General features: G+C 51.7%; 14 protein-coding genes. 7 read left to right on the top strand and 7 right to left on the bottom strand.

Annotation, left to right across the window (positions count from 1 at the left end):
• Window positions 1-27: 27 nt before the first annotated feature.
• Window positions 28-2,391, top strand: a complete 2,364-nt coding sequence (locus E0F26_RS10825; protein ID WP_279241673.1) for a TonB-dependent receptor — start codon at window positions 28-30, stop codon at window positions 2,389-2,391.
• An 85-nt stretch (window positions 2,392-2,476) separates the two neighbouring features.
• On the top strand, window positions 2,477-4,480 hold the full coding sequence (locus E0F26_RS10820) for a tetratricopeptide repeat-containing sulfotransferase family protein (RefSeq protein ID WP_279241672.1): 2,004 nt from the start codon (window positions 2,477-2,479) through the stop codon (window positions 4,478-4,480).
• 69 nt (window positions 4,481-4,549) lie between these two features.
• Here the strand turns inward: E0F26_RS10820 and folE2 are convergent, their stop codons facing one another.
• Entirely contained in the window at window positions 4,550-5,458 is a 909-nt protein-coding gene (gene folE2 / locus E0F26_RS10815; protein WP_279241671.1) for a GTP cyclohydrolase FolE2, read from the bottom strand.
• A 367-nt stretch (window positions 5,459-5,825) separates the two neighbouring features.
• Between folE2 and E0F26_RS10810 the strand changes: the two genes are divergently transcribed.
• Window positions 5,826-6,683, top strand: coding sequence for a 6-carboxytetrahydropterin synthase (locus E0F26_RS10810; protein WP_279241670.1), 858 nt, complete (start codon window positions 5,826-5,828; stop codon window positions 6,681-6,683).
• Window positions 6,684-6,797: 114 nt separating this feature from the next.
• On the opposite strand, the gene E0F26_RS10805 is transcribed toward E0F26_RS10810, so the two are convergent.
• The gene (locus E0F26_RS10805) at window positions 6,798-8,180 is read right to left on the bottom strand and encodes a leucyl aminopeptidase family protein (protein ID WP_279241669.1); all 1,383 of its coding nucleotides are present in this window, start codon (window positions 8,178-8,180) and stop codon (window positions 6,798-6,800) included.
• Between the two features lie 54 nt (window positions 8,181-8,234).
• Complete coding sequence (locus E0F26_RS10800; protein ID WP_279241668.1) at window positions 8,235-9,758, bottom strand: sodium:solute symporter family transporter; 1,524 nt, start codon at window positions 9,756-9,758, stop codon at window positions 8,235-8,237.
• A 132-nt stretch (window positions 9,759-9,890) separates the two neighbouring features.
• On the opposite strand from E0F26_RS10800, the gene E0F26_RS10795 reads away from it, so the two are divergent.
• The 4 genes from E0F26_RS10795 (at window position 9,891) to E0F26_RS10780 (ending at window position 14,439) form a co-directional block, all read left to right on the top strand.
• Window positions 9,891-10,292: a hypothetical protein gene (locus E0F26_RS10795; RefSeq protein ID WP_279241667.1), complete on the top strand. Its 402-nt coding sequence runs from the start codon at window positions 9,891-9,893 to the stop codon at window positions 10,290-10,292.
• A gap of 9 nt (window positions 10,293-10,301) precedes the next feature.
• Complete coding sequence (locus E0F26_RS10790) at window positions 10,302-10,667, top strand: redoxin domain-containing protein (protein WP_279243225.1); 366 nt, start codon at window positions 10,302-10,304, stop codon at window positions 10,665-10,667.
• 126 nt (window positions 10,668-10,793) lie between these two features.
• Entirely contained in the window at window positions 10,794-11,255 is a 462-nt protein-coding gene (locus E0F26_RS10785) for a hypothetical protein (RefSeq protein WP_279241666.1), read from the top strand.
• Between the two features lie 85 nt (window positions 11,256-11,340).
• Window positions 11,341-14,439, top strand: a complete 3,099-nt coding sequence (locus tag E0F26_RS10780; RefSeq protein WP_279241665.1) for a beta-galactosidase — start codon at window positions 11,341-11,343, stop codon at window positions 14,437-14,439.
• A 44-nt stretch (window positions 14,440-14,483) separates the two neighbouring features.
• On the opposite strand, the gene E0F26_RS10775 is transcribed toward E0F26_RS10780, so the two are convergent.
• The 4 genes from E0F26_RS10775 to E0F26_RS10760 form a co-directional block, all read right to left on the bottom strand.
• Complete coding sequence (locus E0F26_RS10775) at window positions 14,484-15,161, bottom strand: nitroreductase (RefSeq protein WP_279241664.1); 678 nt, start codon at window positions 15,159-15,161, stop codon at window positions 14,484-14,486.
• 432 nt (window positions 15,162-15,593) lie between these two features.
• Window positions 15,594-15,980: a hypothetical protein gene (locus E0F26_RS10770; RefSeq protein WP_279241663.1), complete on the bottom strand. Its 387-nt coding sequence runs from the start codon at window positions 15,978-15,980 to the stop codon at window positions 15,594-15,596.
• A 12-nt stretch (window positions 15,981-15,992) separates the two neighbouring features.
• Window positions 15,993-16,295 (bottom strand): hypothetical protein, encoded by a 303-nt coding sequence (locus tag E0F26_RS10765; protein WP_279241662.1) that lies wholly within the window; start codon window positions 16,293-16,295, stop codon window positions 15,993-15,995.
• 12 nt (window positions 16,296-16,307) lie between these two features.
• Window positions 16,308-16,943 (bottom strand): hypothetical protein, encoded by a 636-nt coding sequence (locus E0F26_RS10760; RefSeq protein ID WP_279241661.1) that lies wholly within the window; start codon window positions 16,941-16,943, stop codon window positions 16,308-16,310.
• Between the last annotated feature and the right edge of the window lie 373 nt (window positions 16,944-17,316).

Here is a 17,316-nt window from a genome sequence, read left to right as displayed (position 1 = left end):
CCCATAAACAGAATGAGAGAGGCCCAGATGTTCCAAAAGAAAACACTTAGCCATGCGATCTCCGCGTTAACCGTCAGCGCGATTACCGCGACCTCGGCACACGCGCAGCTTGAGGAGGTGGTCGTTACGGCCACGAAGCGTACGGAAAGTGCGCAAGACATCCCCATTACCATCCAAGCCCTGGGTGAAGACACGCTTGAAGACTTGGGTATTGGTAACTTCAAAGACTACATCAAGAACCTTGCAGGGGTGACCTCGGGGGGCCGTGGTCCGGGTCGTAATGAAATTTTCATTCGCGGTGTTTCGACCGGTAAAGGAGGTCTGAAGATCGCGGGTGCTGTGGGTCTTGAGCCGACTGTCGCGCTCTACTTAGACGAAGCGCCGATATCCATGGGTGGTCGAAATATCGACCCCTACATGACCGATATGAACCGTGTGGAGGTGTTGCCGGGTCCACAGGGGACGCTCTATGGAGCAAGTTCTCAGGCTGGAACGGTCAGATTGATTACGAACAAGCCAGAATTCAACGAATTCTCTGGTGGTATCGATTTGATGGGTTCTAACACGTCGTCAGCCGACAACAGCAGCGCTATTGAGGCTTATGCAAACATTCCGCTCGTTGATGACAAACTCGCTGCCCGGGTTGCTGTTTACCGTGCCAAAGAGGGCGGCTACATCAATAACGTGAGTGGCAGTCGATTACTCCCCTACAGCAACCCAGGTCTCGGTGGGCGAGAGCCAGCTGAGCGGGCGATCTCTACAAACGAGGATCTTGTCGAAGACAACTTTAATGATGCGACGTACGAGGGCTACAGAGCGAGCCTTCGGTGGGCGCCTAATGATGACTGGGATGTGCAATTGCAGCATACCAGCCAGACAATTGAGACTGAGGGTGTCTGGGATTACGATCCAACGCTGGGCGACTTGAACTCGGAGTCTTATCAACCTGACTTCGCCGATGACGAATTCGACCTAACGACATGGACTGTCTCAGGTCGTATGGCGAACTTGGACCTTATTTACACCGGTTCGTACCTAGACAGATTGGTCGAAGGCATCTCGGATTACTCGGGTTATGCCAATAACGGCCCGTATATTCCCTATTACATTTGTAATACGTCTTATACGAGCTGTGGTGAGACCGCGTTTTTCCTCGATCAGTACTACAACACGGAAAGAACAACGCACGAATTCCGAGTTAATACAGATGCCGATCGACGTTTACGCGCCATGATCGGTGTATTTGCCGATGATACTGAGAACGTTGAGCAGGGTGATTGGAACTATCCGTCGTCTGTGGAAGCCGGATTCGTACCGAATGCGCCCATTCCCGGAGCGACCTCAAGCAATCCGAATACGCGTCCTCCCGGCGTTGTTTTCTTCAACGACTTCACTCGAAGCAAGAAGGAACTCTCGTTCTTTGGTGAGTTGTACTACGACATCAGCGACGACGTGACCGCGACCTTTGGTGTTCGCCGCTACGACATTGAGATCGGTCTTAAAGGCAGCTCTAACTTTGCAAACCGAGACTACGGCACGGGCGATCTAGACTGGGGCCGTAACGTTGATGAAGTACTGGAAGGCTCGAGCCCTGCAGATCTTAGCGACACGATCATGAAGTTGAATGTTCAGTGGAATATCGACGATAGCACCATGATCTACGGAACCTGGTCTGAGGGTTACCGCCCTGGCGGCTTTAACCGAAATGGTGGGTCAAGCGCTAACCCTGAGGGGCCATTCGTACCTGACTTCTACGAGTCAGATGAGGTGACCAACCTTGAGTTTGGTTGGAAGATGACAATGATGGATGACACGCTCCGGTTTAACGGTGCCATCTATCGTATTGAGTGGGAAGCCATGCAGATTGGTGTCCTAGACTTCGATATCTCGAACCTTACATTCATTGACAATGTGTCGGATGCTGAGATTACGGGCATGGAAATCGACAGCGTGTGGCAGGCAAATGAGAATTTGACCCTGTTCGCGAACGTGTCATTTAACGACAGTGAACTGACTAGAGTACCGGCAAATATTGTAGGTCTTCGTCAGCCCGGAAGTTCCCTCGCCTTGGCTCCAGAGCTGCAGTACGTGCTCAGAGCGCGCTATGACTGGGAGATTGGTAACGGTAATCGCATGTTTGCGCAGCTTGTTCACCAGTATACGGATGATCAAATCAGTGCAATCGTCACCGGTGCCGACTTCCAGATGGATAGCTACCGTACTTGGGATGCGAGTCTTGGGTATGACCTGGAAAATATGACCATCACGGTCTTTGGCGAGAACCTGACAGATGAGCTTGCAGACCTCTTCATTAGTAACGAAGACGACATTATCAAGACCACTCCGAATCGTCCTCGCACGTTCGGTGTCCGTCTGAGCTATCGTTTCTAAGTCGTTTGCAAATGCGGTAAAAATACAAGGCGCTCCAGTGGAGCGCCTTTTTTAGTTTAAAACATCAACTTTACGAGTTTAGTCAGTGACAGTGGAAAACAGTAAGTTACAAGGGAACGACGCAATCTTGTCTGAGGCCAAGCGGCAGCTTCAATCCGGTAATCGGGCTGAAGCGGTGAGAGCCTTGCACGCTATCCTTGATTCGGACCCCACTCACAAAGACGCACTGTATTACTTGGCGGTGACTATGAGGCAGCAAGGCGACTCAGTCGCTGCCCGTAACACACTTCAGTCGCTGTTCGCTGCGCATCCGGATTATGGTCGCGCCTATCAGGAAGAGGCCTACAACCTCATTGCCTTAAAACGAAATGAGTCAGCGCTTGAGGCCTTTGAACGGGCCGTGTCGCTTAACCCCGCACTGCTTGCGAGCTGGAAAGCGCTTCATGGTCGCTATGGACAGTTAGGCTTAGCTGATCGCAAAGTAGAAGCGGCTAATCACATCCGTTGGCTTGACGGCATGCCGAGCGAGTTACAGACGGTCACGAGCTTACTTTACGAGGGCAAGTTGTATGTTGCCGAGCAGATCTGTCGACAATTTCTGCAGAAAAAGCCCCATCATCAAGAGGGTATGAGGCTGCTTGCTGAAATTGGCAGCCAGCTACAAATATTTGACGACGCAGAGTATCTGCTTGAGTCATGTGTCGAATTCTATCCGGAGTATGAGCGTGCTCGACTCGACTATGTTCAGGTTCTCCACAAACGGCAAAAGTTTGATAAGGCACTCAATCAGGCGCTGCACTTGCGGGCGAGGTCTCCCGAAAACATGGTCTATGATGTCACCCTCGCGGCTCAGCAGCAGGCGGTGGGTGATTTCTCAGGTGCGTTGTCCGTGTATGACAAGGTGCTCAAGGAACACGGCGAGATGGCGAGAATATTGACTTCCCGCGGTCATGCGCTGAAAACCAGTGGGCGTGCTGATGAGGCGGTGGAATCCTATCAGCGTGCCTATCGCGCGCAACCGGATTACGGTGACGCGTACTGGAGTTTGGCTAATCTGAAGACCTATCGGTTCTCAGAGTCAGAGTTGGCTCAAATGGTCGAGCAGGAAGCGTCTTCGTCAATCATCACTGAAAACCGGTTTCACTTGTGCTTTGCGCTCGGAAAGGCGTTCGAGGACCTCGGCGATTACGCGCGATCCTTTGGGTATTACGACAAGGGCAACGCCCTAAAGCGCGCAGAAAGTGGCTATCGATCCGAGACAGTCGAACAAGAGCTGACGGCCCAAAAAGCACTTTTTGATGGTGGTTTTTTTGAGGAGCGAAGCGGCTTTGGCCACGCAACCGAGGCGCCGATCTTTATTCTCGGATTACCCCGCGCAGGGTCTACCCTGCTCGAGCAGATACTGGCCTCTCACAGTCTTGTCGATGGGACTATGGAGCTCGCTAATATCATTGGGACAGCGAACAGGTTAAACGGTCAGAAACGACGAACCGGAGCGTCGCCGTACCCGAAGGTTTTGGCTCAACTTACCGAAGCACAGACACGACAGCTCGGTGAGCAGTTTATTCAGGAAACCGAGCACCACAGAGGTGACGGCATCTACTTTATTGACAAGATGCCGAATAATTTCCGTCATATCCCACTTATTCAGCTCATATTGCCTAAGGCAAAGATTATTGACGCCCGCCGCCATCCGATGGCCTGCTGTTTTAGTGGCTTCAAGCAGCTGTTTGCTGAGGGGCAGGAGTTTACCTACGGGCTTGACGAGATTGGTCGGTATTACCGTGCCTATGTCGACGTGATGGCCCATTGGGAGCAAGTGCTCCCGGGGCGTATCCTGCGGGTTCAGCATGAGGATGTCGTCGAGGATCTCGAGCGTCAGGTTCGTCGTATCCTTGATTATTGTGATCTGCCATTTGAGCAAGCCTGCCTCGATTTTCATGAAACGGAGCGGGCCGTCAGGACACCCAGCGCGGAGCAGGTGCGGCAACCCATTTACAAGTCAGGAATGGAGCAGTGGCAACACTTTGGGGCGTACCTTGGGCCTCTTGAAGATGCCTTGGGCCCAACATTGAGTGATTACCGGTAAGTCGTTTGAGAGACCAAAGAGGGTGGCGACCTATTCATCTGAATGACAGATGACGCGCCCAAGCTTGCGTTAATTTTTGGATTTACGGTCAATCGCTACAGCGTTGTGGGCGTGAAGGCTTTCCTGATGATCGACCTTCAACCAGTAATCAACGACATGTGGCATCGCCTCTAAGGCGTGTTTGATACGTCGAGCTGCATCTTCGCAAAACATGAGGTTTTGCGCGTTCAATCTCGCAAATTCCTGCTCATCCACTCGTTTTACGGCCGTCTGAACCGGCGTGCCAATCATGCTTTCAATGGTGCGTATCACCGTGTCAAAAGCAGGCCAAGTCGGCGCGTCAGATACTAATTTTACGTAAGCATAAGAGCGTTGTGCGTGTGGCGTTGCAACGCTTCCAGATTCGCTTTGCATCCATTCAAGTAAGCGCGCCTTGTCGATGACATCACCTTCAAATTGCTCATCTACTGCGTTTGCGAAGAGTTGACGCGCAAGCGATGCAGAGCAGGGGCATGTGCTGGAATAGGGCACTGTATAGCCAAGCTCATAATGGAACTCGCCACTGATTACTGTCCCTATGAGCGAAACGGGGTAGGCTTGATAGCCGACCTCACCACTCAGAAGCGCCGGTTTCTCAAGTAATAGGTCAAAGTGTAATTCGATTTTTGCGTGAGCACTGATTCCCGCTTGCGATTCAACGCACTCAGTCAAAAAGCGGTCGATTGTTTCTCGGCTGCACAGCTGACGGCCTAATTTTTGAACAAGTGCATGCAGCCGGGACATGTGAATGCCTTTGCTGGCTGTGTCGTCGAGGCTTACGAAGACATTTGCCTTGGCAGGCGCCTGCACGGTTTCGCCGTTCTCAAGTGCGATCGAAACAGGCAGATCCAACTGCTCCATACCTACCCACTGCAGCGGCGAGCCTCGCTGGGCAAGCGCTTCACTGGTGATATCAGGAAGGGTGTCGGAAGGATTCATTTAAAGCTTCACTAATACATGTCAAATTTGCGCGGATGCTCAATGAGCCTCACCCGTCGCCGCTCGTGTCTGGCAAGGATTCAAGCCTCGTGACGATTCTGTATGACCTGCGCCCCACATTCGCCCCGACCTTTCCTTGCCATCCTTACTGCGTTGACTCCGTTGTGGTTCATTCACAACTCGTTTGTTCATGCTGTAAGGCGACATATTACCGACAGTGATCTCAACCGTCAGCGAGCGAGCATTCTATACGTTACACTGCGGGATTCCACCCCAATCTGGAACGTTACCATTAGCTGTCGTACTTCAAACACGTGCAGACAAGCTAACACGGACGGCGCAAGTAGGATTTTGGTCAGAGGCGAAAGTGGCTCGATTATTTGTAGACAACCTTACAGTGATGGATTTCTCGTACCTTGATGCCGATCGTGGTGTGGTGGGGGAGTCCTGGATCGTTGATATAGAACTCGGCGGCGAGCTCGATGATCAGGGCATGGTTTTTGATTTTGGACATGTTAAAAAACAGATTAAGCAGCTGATTGACGCGCAAGCCGATCATCGCCTCCTTGTTCCCGCTGCATACGCTGGATGTCGGACGCAGTCGGTGGGTAATGATCTTCTGGTCGAGTTTTCGCTGGCCAATGGTGGTCTGATTCGGCACCAGTCGCCACGAGACGCCGTGCTCCTGGTGACCTGTGATGTGATCTCAGCGGAAGTGGTAGCCGAGGACTTGGCGCTGCAGTTGAGAAGCGTCTTACCTGATAACGTGTCGGATGTGCTTGTAAAGCTGCGTTGCGAGGAAATCGACGGGGCTTTTTTCCACTACAGTCATGGCCTTCAAAAACACCAAGGGCAATGTCAGCGTATTGCCCATGGTCATCGCTCACGTTTGGAGCTCTCAGTTCACGGCGCTCGAGATCGCGAACTAGAAGCTCAGTGGGTAGCAAAGCTCCGAGATATTTACATTGCAAGCGAAGAGCATATTTCGGGGAAGACTGTACACAACGGCATGGCGCACATTGACATGGCCTACGACGCGGCCCAAGGCCATTTCTCACTCTCGATGCCTGAACATCAGGTATTTGTGGTCCCCTGCGTGAGTACGGTGGAAAATATTGCCAATCATTTGGCGTTAGCAGCGTCGACGGACTGTGGCCTTGCTGTTCAAGTCAAGGCCTTCGAGGGTGTGGGCAAAGGTGCGTTCGGCTCAGCTGAGACGGTTTGATCCCCTCAAACTGAGTAATCAGTAAGAAGGCATCCTTCACGCCATACTTGAGTCCCAGGCGAGGGCGCATCCGTCACAGCCGTCTAGGTGAGGCCGCTAATACACTCTGAAGCGTTAAGCGTAGGTGCGTCTGAGATAGTCGAATACAGCGCGCAGAGCCATGGCCTCACCGCCCTCGGGATGTCCGGGTCGGCTGCGTGTATTAAAGGCATTAATATCAAAGTGCATCCAAGGCATGTCGTCAACAAAACGCTCTAAAAATAGCGCCGCTGTTATGGCGCCTGCGTAGGGCGATGGCGCGCAATTCACCATGTCAGCCACTTTTGAGTTGAGCATGTGGTTGTAGTCACCGTGCAGAGGCATTCGCCACACGGGGTCATCCGTATCGCGACCCGAATGTGAAATGGAATCGGCAAGTGCATCGCTGTTACAGAACATGGCCGAGACCTCGGCGCCGACAGCTGATCTGGCTGAGCCGGTGAGCGTTGCGTAGTCAAAGATCGCATCAGGCTTATCTTCGGTTGCAATTGACAGCGCGTCACAGAGGAGAAGTCTGCCTTCTGCGTCCGTGTTGTCGATTTCAACCGTCAGACCTTTGTGCGTGTGCAAAATATCGCCGGGTCTAAATGCGTTACCCGAGATCGCGTTTTCAGCCGTTGGAACGAGTAAGCGCAATCGCACCGGTAGCTGTTCTGCCATGATCAGGTAAGCGAGGCCGATGGCATTGGCCGCACCGCCCATATCTTTTTTCATCATGCGCATTGCCGAGCCTGGCTTCATATCCAAGCCTCCGCTGTCGAACGTGACACCTTTCCCCACGATCGTAATTTTGGGCGCATTCTCATCCCCCCAGGTGAGGTCAATGAGGCGCGGCGCGTCATCAGCCGCACGACCAACAGCATGAATAGCCCCGCAGCCTGCTGCTAAAAGCTCATCTCCCACAGTAACGCTGATGTTCGCGCCAAAGTGCGCTGCCATGTCGCGCGACTCAGCTTCGAGGTGCGAGGGCGCCATGTCTTGCGCAGGCGTATTTATAAGATCTCGGCAAAGTGCGACTGAACGAGTGGTATTGATGACGCGTTTGCTGTCAACACCCTCGGGCATGACGAGACGTGCCGGCGCACGGCTTGCTTTTTTGTAGCGATTGAATTGGTAGCTGCCCATCCCCCAACCGATCAACTGCAGATCAGATACGGGAGTCTCAAGGTAGTAATCACCTTCTGTGAGCAGGAGAGGCAGCCCGCCAAGTGTTGCTAGGTCGTCTTGTCCATCCCAACCTACCAACACCTTGAACTGGTCTCCGCATTTAAGCCAAGCCCTTTGCCCTTTCGCGGCAGAAAAATCTTGCCGCTTAAGTGACGCCTTTTGATAGGCATCAAGGGAGGCTTCACGCCCGTTGAAATCTGCGGTTTTTACGAGCTCGATGGGCGTTGGGTTTTCAGCACTCTCGATAAAGCTTGTGCCGCTAAGAGAAGAATCGGGTGGGGTGATGTACATGTCGTTGTCGCGTGATCCTAAAAATTAAGGACCAGAGTTTATAGGGCGCGATCACTAAGGTCGATGATCATCGCCGTTGGTCGCAACCTTTGGCTGATTAGGTTTAAGAGGTGCTCTGATTGCCAAGCCAATACAGACGAGCGTTCCAATCGGGAAAAGCCACGGCCATGCTAGAAGCGGTGACTGAAAGGAGTGCTGGATAATACCCGTGAAGAGCTCAGGCTCATTCACCGTTAAAACCACTAAGACACTGAGACAGACCGCAGGCGTAATGTGACTGATCCGGTATCGTGCACTGAGTAAACTCAGTATAAACAGGCCGAGCATCGGACCAAGTGTGTAGGTCGTCATTGAGAACGCGAGGGTAATGAGGTCGCCGGTCGATTGAGAAAATTGCCACGCTGTTAAGCCCAATAAAGCGCCCCAAAGCACCACTAAGAAGCGCGACATCGAGAGGTAGTGCGCCTCTGTTCCGTTGGACTTTATGAAGGGGCGATAAAACATCGTGATGGAAATTTGTGACAGCGCGGCGAGTATTGAATCGAGACTCGAGATAGCGGCACTTAACACGCCTGCTATGAGTAAGCCTTTCAGGCCCACCGGCATCTCGCTGAGAATGAAAATAGGAAATATCCGATCACCTTTTTCTGAAACAAGTTGAGCGAGGGGCGAATCAAGCGGATGTAGGCTGTAGAACGTGAATAACCCAACGCCCACTAACAGCATCAGGGCTGGTATGCACTCACCCATTATGCTCCAAAGCAGTGCCTTTCTGGCTTCTTGGGCATTTCGGCAGCACATAAGGCGTTGAGTGAATAGATGGTCTGTACCGTAGACGGCAACGCCCTGAAAAGGCAAGGCAAGCAACGCAGCCCAGAAGGTGAAGGCCACCCGAGGGTCCGTTGTGAAGTCCAGCAGCCGGAATTTTCCGGCGGTTTGACCAAAACTTACTAAGGAGCTCCAGCCGTCAGGCAGCGTTGTTGTGATGAGGAATAAGGCGGCTAAAGCCCCTATGACCAGCACGAAAAACTGCACAACATCGGTCCAGATGACTGCCGCTACTCCCCCCATCCATGTCCACAAAATAGCGAACGCGGCGATCACGAGGATGCTATGGCCGAGACTCCAGCCGGTGAGTAGTTCGATCACTAGGGCGGTTGCGTAGACCCGCACACTTTGACCGAGTACGCCGCCCATCATGAATAGCCCGGCGGTAATCCGTCCGGTCACCGCACCAAAGCGATCACTCATGAAGTCATAGGGACTGTAATAGTTGCCTTCGAAATAACGCGGCAACAGAAAACGCGCAATTAGAAGCCGCGCGAGAATGCCGCCTAAGGCGAGTTGCAGGTAGGTAAAGTTGCCGCCTGCCGCGTACGTTATGGCGGGGACGCCAATGAAGGTAACTGCGCTGATTGTCGTCGCAATAATAGACGCACTAACCGCATACCAAGGGATATTTCGCCCCCCTAAAAAGAAGTCATGCGTTGTTTGCTGACGCCCTTTTTGTCGGTGGCCAATCCATGTGGTGAGCGCAATGTAAAGACCGACTACGGCCCAGTCGATAGTGCTGAACATGCGGCTAGCTTAACGCGTTTTTTGAACAAGGCAGTGGATGACAGTGCCCGGCCTAATTGAGTGATCGCGATATGGAGGCTCCCGCACTAAATTCCGCTATGAAACGTCGTTTTTTTTCGATAAGTTTGTGTAATGGCGAAAATAAAACTTGGCACCAAAATCGGTCTTTTTGCGGCAGCGTTAGCTGGGCTTACGACATGGTATTGGTTCCATTTAACCGGACAAGTTGCATTACCAAGCGATCGAACTGGGTTCGCTTTGGTCTTTATGTTGTGCGCCGTCTTGGGTGTTTTAGCGTTTATCAAACGCACGAGTTGGTTAGGCGCCGTGCCACCGATATTTGCGATTGTGGTGGGGCTGTTTTTTCCAGGCACTATGTTGATTAGCGAACAGATTGTCTCCCCCGACGTAGCGATTGAAGTGGGCGATACGATTCCACGTTTTACATCGGTTGATGACGCGGGCGTCGAATTCGATTCACGGTCACTCAACGGCCACTTGGTTCTGATCAAATTCTTCAGGGCTCATTGGTGACCCTATTGCATCGGCGAGTTGCGTCGAATGGAAGAATTACGAACGGAATTTGACCAGCGTGGTGTCAAAGTGATTACCGTGAGTGTCGATCTACCTGAGGTCATAGCAGAGAAACGGCACTTACACGGCTTACAGGCAACCATGTTGTCCGATCAGCAGTTGGCAGTGACGGACGCCTTTGGTTTACGCAATCAAGGTGTTCACTCTGCGCCCGGTAGCGAGCCCGCGAAGGCGTTACCCGTACCTGCGACCTTGCTAATTGATCGCGAGGGAACGGTTCTCTGGCGTGATTTATCTGAAGATTATCAGCGACGCTCTGACCCGTCTGTGGTGCTTGCTGCGATGCAAGCCCACTTCGAGTCGGTCACTGACTAAACTGCCTTCCTACGGCGTGATGGAGTGCGAGGGGCAGGTCTGCGGGTCTCGCTCGGGTCTTCGTTATTCTAAAGTGAAGCGTCATGGGTAAGCGACAAAGCTGTGCGCATTTAGTGGGGGAAGGGTATGAGAAAAGTATGGTTGACGGGGCTATGCGTTGCGCTCTGGCCACTACAGTCCGGTGCGGCGGTGAGTGATGCACTGTGTCTCGCCTTTACAGATGCGATGAACGAGTTTAGTGATAAGCTCCCAATGACAGTGAGCATGCCGTCAAATACGACGCGGGGTAAGGTCGATAAGTCAAACGTGCTTGTCTGGTTACCTACCACGTACACAGATGTAGCGTTTGATTGCGATTCCGGGACAGTGGTTTACTCCCTCAAGCCAGGGACGGCGGAAGCCTCTCATAAATTACTCAAGCGTTCGTCTCCGAGTGAACTCGCCGCGTTTAAAGCGATTCAAGATGATATGGCCTGTAAGCCGGATGGCTTTGTCCGTAGCCACGGTGTCAGTGAGACGCGTCGTTGGCATAGCTTCAGCGGAGACCCTTGGCAGAGCTTTACGACACGCCCGCAGGACTGCGAGTAATTTTTATGAGCCTTGTGCTTGCCAAGCCTTGGATGCGCTCTTCTGTCAGGGTGACTAAAGCCATCCCGAAAGCTGTATTTGCCGCATGACTCAGGCTGCTATTGATATCCTGTGCCAAGGACGATCTAAGGATTGGCATAATCCAACCTGTTTCGCGATTAATCGCTTGCCTGCCCATGTGCCGCTGCGGTCGTTTCAAATTGAGAGTAAGGCACGCGCTGGGACGGCAGGGTCGCGGACGCAATTGTTGGATGGTGAGTGGCAGTTTCGTCTTTTCGACTGCCCTGAGGACGTCCCCGTGTCATGGCTTGCCGAAGACGCGCACAGCTCTCAACCTATCGAGGTGCCCGGTAACTGGCAGCTGCAAGGCTACGACAAGCCTATCTACACCAATGTGAAATATCCGTTTCCCGTCGACCCTCCGCGTGTTCCCTCGGAAAATCCGACCGGCTGTTACTCCAAGGTATTCAATGTTCCGGTGAGTTGGCTCACCGCAGGACGGACACGAGTGACCTTTCATGGAGTGAACAGCGCTTTTTACCTCGTCTGCAACGAGCAGTTTGTAGGGTATTCACAAGACAGTCGTTTACCTGCCGAATTTGACCTCACAGACTTTTTGCACGGCGGCGACAATCGTATTGCAGTCATGGTCTTGCGCTGGTCGGACGGAAGCTATCTTGAGGATCAAGATATGTGGTGGTTGAGCGGTATTTTCCGCTCTGTCGAACTGCTGCATAAGCCTAATAGTCACATCGCGGACTTTAGGGTGAGCCCCACGCGATGTCTCGAGCAAAAGGCAACTCTAGTGACCGAGGTTGCCATTGCTGGTACTGACGAGGAGGCCCCAACGAGCGTGAGTGCACTCCATCTGCGTCTATATTGGGAGGACACACTTGTTTCTGAGCAGCTTCATCGAGCGGGTGCGGGTACGTGGGGTGCGTATACCAAGCTGACTATCGAGCTCCCCATTGAGGCGCCGAAGCTCTGGAGTCACGAATGTCCCAATTTGTACCGCCTAACACTGACACTTCTCGACGCAACGGGCCATGAAATCGAGTGCGAGGCCTGTAACGTGGGACTGCGCGAGGTGGAGATTCTTGGCGGATTACTGCGGCTCAACGGCGAGCCTCTGCTCATTCGAGGTGTTAATAAACATGAGCACGATCCCGCCACCGGACACGCGGAGTCGCTTGAGCGGGTGGAGCAACAACTTAAGCTCATAAAACAGAATAATTTCAATGCGGTTCGTTGTTCACACTATCCGCACCAGCAGGGTTTTTATGACCTCTGTGATCGCTTGGGGTTACTGGTGGTCGACGAGGCAAACATCGAAACTCACGGCATGAAGCCGATGAATGCACTTGCAGAAGATGCCAACTGGCAAGCCGCTTTTGTCTCTCGCGGTGAGCGCATGGTGCAACGCGATAAAAACCACCCCTGCATCATTATTTGGTCACTCGGAAACGAGGCAGGCTATGGCGCCGCGCATGATGCAATGTATGCCGCTGTTCACAAGCTTGACCCGTCACGACCGATTCAATACGAACCCGGTGGGTCGGGTACGCCAGTGACGGATATTATCTGCCCAATGTATGCGCGGGTTGATGAGGACCTCTGGTACCCGGGCGCAACGCAGGCGGTGCCCTCCATCATGAACTGGATTCAACGACCTGAGGAAAGTCGACCGGTGATTCTCTGTGAGTACGCGCATGCCATGGGGAACTCGCTTGGAAACTTTAAAGACTATTGGGACGCTTTTCGAACCCAACCTCGACTCCAAGGCGGTTTTATATGGGATTGGGTCGATCAAGGGCTCGATTGTGAGACGGAAGATGGGCGTCATTTTTGGGCATACGGCGGCGATTTTGGCGATGAGATCAACGACCGACAGTTTTGTATCAACGGGCTTGTGTTCCCGGACCTCAGCCCACACCCCGCTCTCTTTGAAGCGAAAAAAGTTCAGCAACCCTTTCGGTTAGAACTGCTCGATCGAGGGCCTGCGACGGTGAAGGTCACCAGCGAATATTTGTTCCGATCAACCGATAACGAGATCCTTACTTGGCAGTGGATGAGAGATGGCGTCACCGAGCAGGAGGGCCGGATTCACCTTGACTTAGCCCCTGGCGCGACAGAGGTTTTCAAGCTCCCTGAACCTGCGGCTAATTCGGGTGATTTGTTCTTAAACCTAACCATTGAACAGCCGACAGAAACCGCATGGTCGGACGCAGGACATGTTGTTGCAAGAGAGCAATTTGTTGCCCATAAGCGCTTGCTGGCATTACCCGTGGTCGAAACGCCGGCCACTTTTATCCAGTCGGATGGGGCAATAAGCATAACGGCATCGAATAGCACTTGGCTTATCAATAAGCGGACGGGGTTCATTGAGCAATGGACGCTTAACGGTACGGAGAAATTCAAAAAACCGCTTGTCGATAGCGTGGTGAGAGCCTCGCTGGATAACGACATTGGTATAAGTGAGGTCGATCGGCCCGATCCAAACGCCTGGAGCAGTCGCTGGATCGCAGCTGGACTGTGGGACCTAGAGCATCATTTGTTATCGCTCGAAGTCGATGCTGAGCAAGGAATCGTGCTAGCACGACATGGTTACACATTTGAGGGACGGGCTGTTTTCGAGACGTCTTGGCGAATGTCTTTCTCAGCCTGCGGCAATCTCTCAATCGCCCATGAGATCGCCATAGAAGAGCACGTACCGCCATTACCTAGGATCGGTCTAACCGTCGGTCTGGCTTGTCACTCTGCGCCGGGTCAGACGAGCGTCAGTTGGCAGGGACGCGGACCTCAGGAAAACTATCCGGATCGAAAGACCGCCGCGCATCTGGGATATTGGGAGCTTTCAGCCGATGACATGCACACTGATTACATCTTCCCGAGCGACAACGGGCTGCGGTGTGATTGCAGCCGGTTGGCGCTAGCCGATATTAGCGTATCCGGTGATTTCCAGTTCAGCGTCTCGTCTTACGATCAAACTAAGTTGAATATGGCGAAGCATCCGACAGAGTTGGCACCCAATGACTATCTGTCGCTGTATCTCGATGGCTTTCACATGGGCGTGGGGGGCGATGATTCTTGGTCACCGAGCGTGAAGCCACCTTTTCAGCTTGGCAGGAAGCACTATCAATGGACGGTTTCTCTATACGGGACGGAGTCATCTCACCGGGCTTAACACGCCATTACTGCATCAAGGCTTTGCTCACAACGGCTTCAGAATTATTCAGTGAAACCTAGAAAGGTGGCTGCTTCGTCCACACTTTTTCGCTCAGACACGACTGCATTGGCAGGAAATGTGTCATCGGGCCACCCAAGTGCCACCGCTTTCATAATGACTTGATCATCAGGAATATTGGCGTGCTCGCGCACGACAGGGGACTGCATGATGCCCTGGCTATTGATGACAGCGCCCAGACCTCTCGACCATGCTGCGTTGACCAGCGCTGTGGTCACTGCGCCGCAGTCAAATGCCGTATCGTCGCTATCTGCAAGTACCGCATCGTAGGTGATGATGATGCAAACAGGCGCATCAAACTGGCGGAAACCTCTTAGCACCCAATCCTGACGTTTTTCGGCGTCTTCACGGGCAATATCCATTGCAGCAAACAATTGTTTTGCCACGCCAACCTGTCTATCCCGATGCTGTCCGGTGAAAGCAGAGCCGATTCGGAACTCTCGCGAGTGTGGAACACCCGCTAGATTGCGCTCCGTATTTCCCTGGCGGATAAGATCAAGCACTTCGCCCGTTACGACGGTGAAGTTCCAGGGCTGAGTGTTCATGGAGGAGGGCGAGCGCATTGCCAGGCCTAAGACTTCTTTGATTAGGGACTGAGGCACTGGATCTGATGTGTAACCCCGAATGCTCCGACGGCCTGAGACCACCTCGTCATATTGCACTGTCTCTCTCCTTACTTAATTGACGCGACTAACCTAGAGCAATCTCTCGCCAAACGACAGAAGTATTGCGGGTTTATTTGCTGACAGGGGTGAAAGCTAAGGCTTTACGGCCAGAATATGGCGGAAGAGGTAGGAGTCGAACCCATACTTTCCACCATATATAAATCAACAACTTAGCTGTCTGTCTTGCCCTTTCGACACCATAAATTGTAGCAGCCGATGTAGCAAACCCAAGAAAAACACATACCGGGGGAGGCAGAACTCTTGTCACTGTCGCGGTAGTTACCCACCAGACACATTAGAAGGCAATTTGGAAAAAGTTGGTCTTTAGTAACAGGGCTGTGAATTATGCCGTTTAGCGGTTTTTTGTTCTTAGTAAGTGGCCACGCAGGGTGGTCGGAGGAATTGCAATCTAAAGCGAGTTTCAGCTGGTCACTTAAGACTGGCATCTAGCAACTTTAGTAGCTTAGCTTCAGATTCTGACACCTCACCGTCAGAGGCGCTTAGCTCTTTGACAACTTCTAATACGCTAGAATCACCTCTCAGCGATTGTGCATGGTCTGCAACAAATTGCTTCACTTCGCCTCTGCCTATTGCATCTCTCGCGTCGCTGATGACCTTAGAGTGGAAAGTCTCAATACGTGTCTGCGAATGCCATGGGATTCGTTTTACCAAATCGTCAAAGACTCCTTGTTCTTCAGCGCTGAATTTCCCGTCGATTTGATACGCGAGAGTGCAAATTGCAAGCAGAGACTCTGAATGTTTTTGCTCAACCATTGCAGAGTCGTCAATTCTGCTAAATAGTTTTTCCAGCAACATGGACCTTACCTCCTAAAGTCTGATTTCACGTCGAAAGATAGTCACCAAACTAAAATTTGTAAATGCCATGGCCTGACCAACTAGAGTTAAGATCGCATATAACATCACTGCCCACCCTCTCATTTCCCAAAGGCCGATCGATACAAGTAATCCCATGGCTACAATCACCGCAAGCGCGTACTCATACCAAGGCGGAAACTGCTCGTAATAAGTCGTGAAGAAGGTGGGAGCGATCAAAACTGCACCTAGCACAAAACATAGGGATAGCACGGTGATCGCTAGAGGCCGTTTTGCTTTCATCTCCTCGTTACTCATTAAAGGTCTCCTCTAAGTCCGTAGCGTCTTGTGAAGATTCAGTGTTTCACGGTATTCCTCTTTAATAACGTTAGGCGATGCCCTGTAACGATCTTTGTAATAAATCGTAAATCCATCACCTATCTCAATATTCCAGTCTATTTCATTTTTGTATTCGTTTTTTATATTGACCTCGCCTTTGTGTCGGTAGACCGTTCGCAATACATCATAGCGGGACTGCCCAAATCCCTCGCCGTATTTGCAGCCAAAAATCGCAGGTTCAGAATTAGCAATAAAGATGTTTTTAAACCAGCAGCTCCGTAATAAAGGTACAGCTGACTGCTCCAAGCATTCGTATTTTGACTTTTTAGGAAAAAAGGAACTCCAGCTTAAGTTACTGTCAAATTGCATACCCATACCGGTCGCTAGAGCAGCCAACTTGCGGGATCGTGTTCTTTCGATGGCTTGCTCAACTAAATTTGATATTGAATATGCCAAGACAGTCACAATCACCACAGCCAATTCTGGTATTCTCTTCGTCCCCCAAACGTCCGAAAGATAATATTCTTGCCGAAAATCATCGAAGTGGTTATAGACGACCCACAAACTAATAGAAATCAGTGTCATTGGAAGAATAAAGCTGAAACAAAAGTGCCTAAAAAAGCTCACACCGCTCCTCCTCGTCAAATGATAAAAAAATAAGTTCGTTGATATACTCCACCAGCGCAAGCTGCCCATGCTCGCACGACAGTACCGAAAATATATTTATTGTGAGGCGCCCTCAGATACTCAAGCCGAAGTATCAGTTGTAACTCTAGCCAACCTAGAAACACGGATCTTTTTATCCTATTGACGATGAGCCTTTCTGTAAAGTGGGCCTCAATGCAAACCATTTGAGGCTCAATTTAGCCTTCAACGGTGGATATGTTCCAAGTAGCTAACGGTTACATTAACTGACCATAAAATCACCTTGATAGAACCAGAGGTCGTAATCTGCTGTCATTGTGGTAGTTACCCGCCAGACATATCAGAAGCTGATTTA

The sequence above is a fragment of the Candidatus Paraluminiphilus aquimaris genome (genome assembly GCF_026230195.1).
Taxonomy (GTDB): Bacteria; Pseudomonadota; Gammaproteobacteria; order Pseudomonadales; family Halieaceae; genus Luminiphilus; species Luminiphilus aquimaris.
The sequence above is the reverse complement of the archived record's forward strand: the minus strand, read 5'-3'. Positions and strand labels throughout refer to the sequence as shown.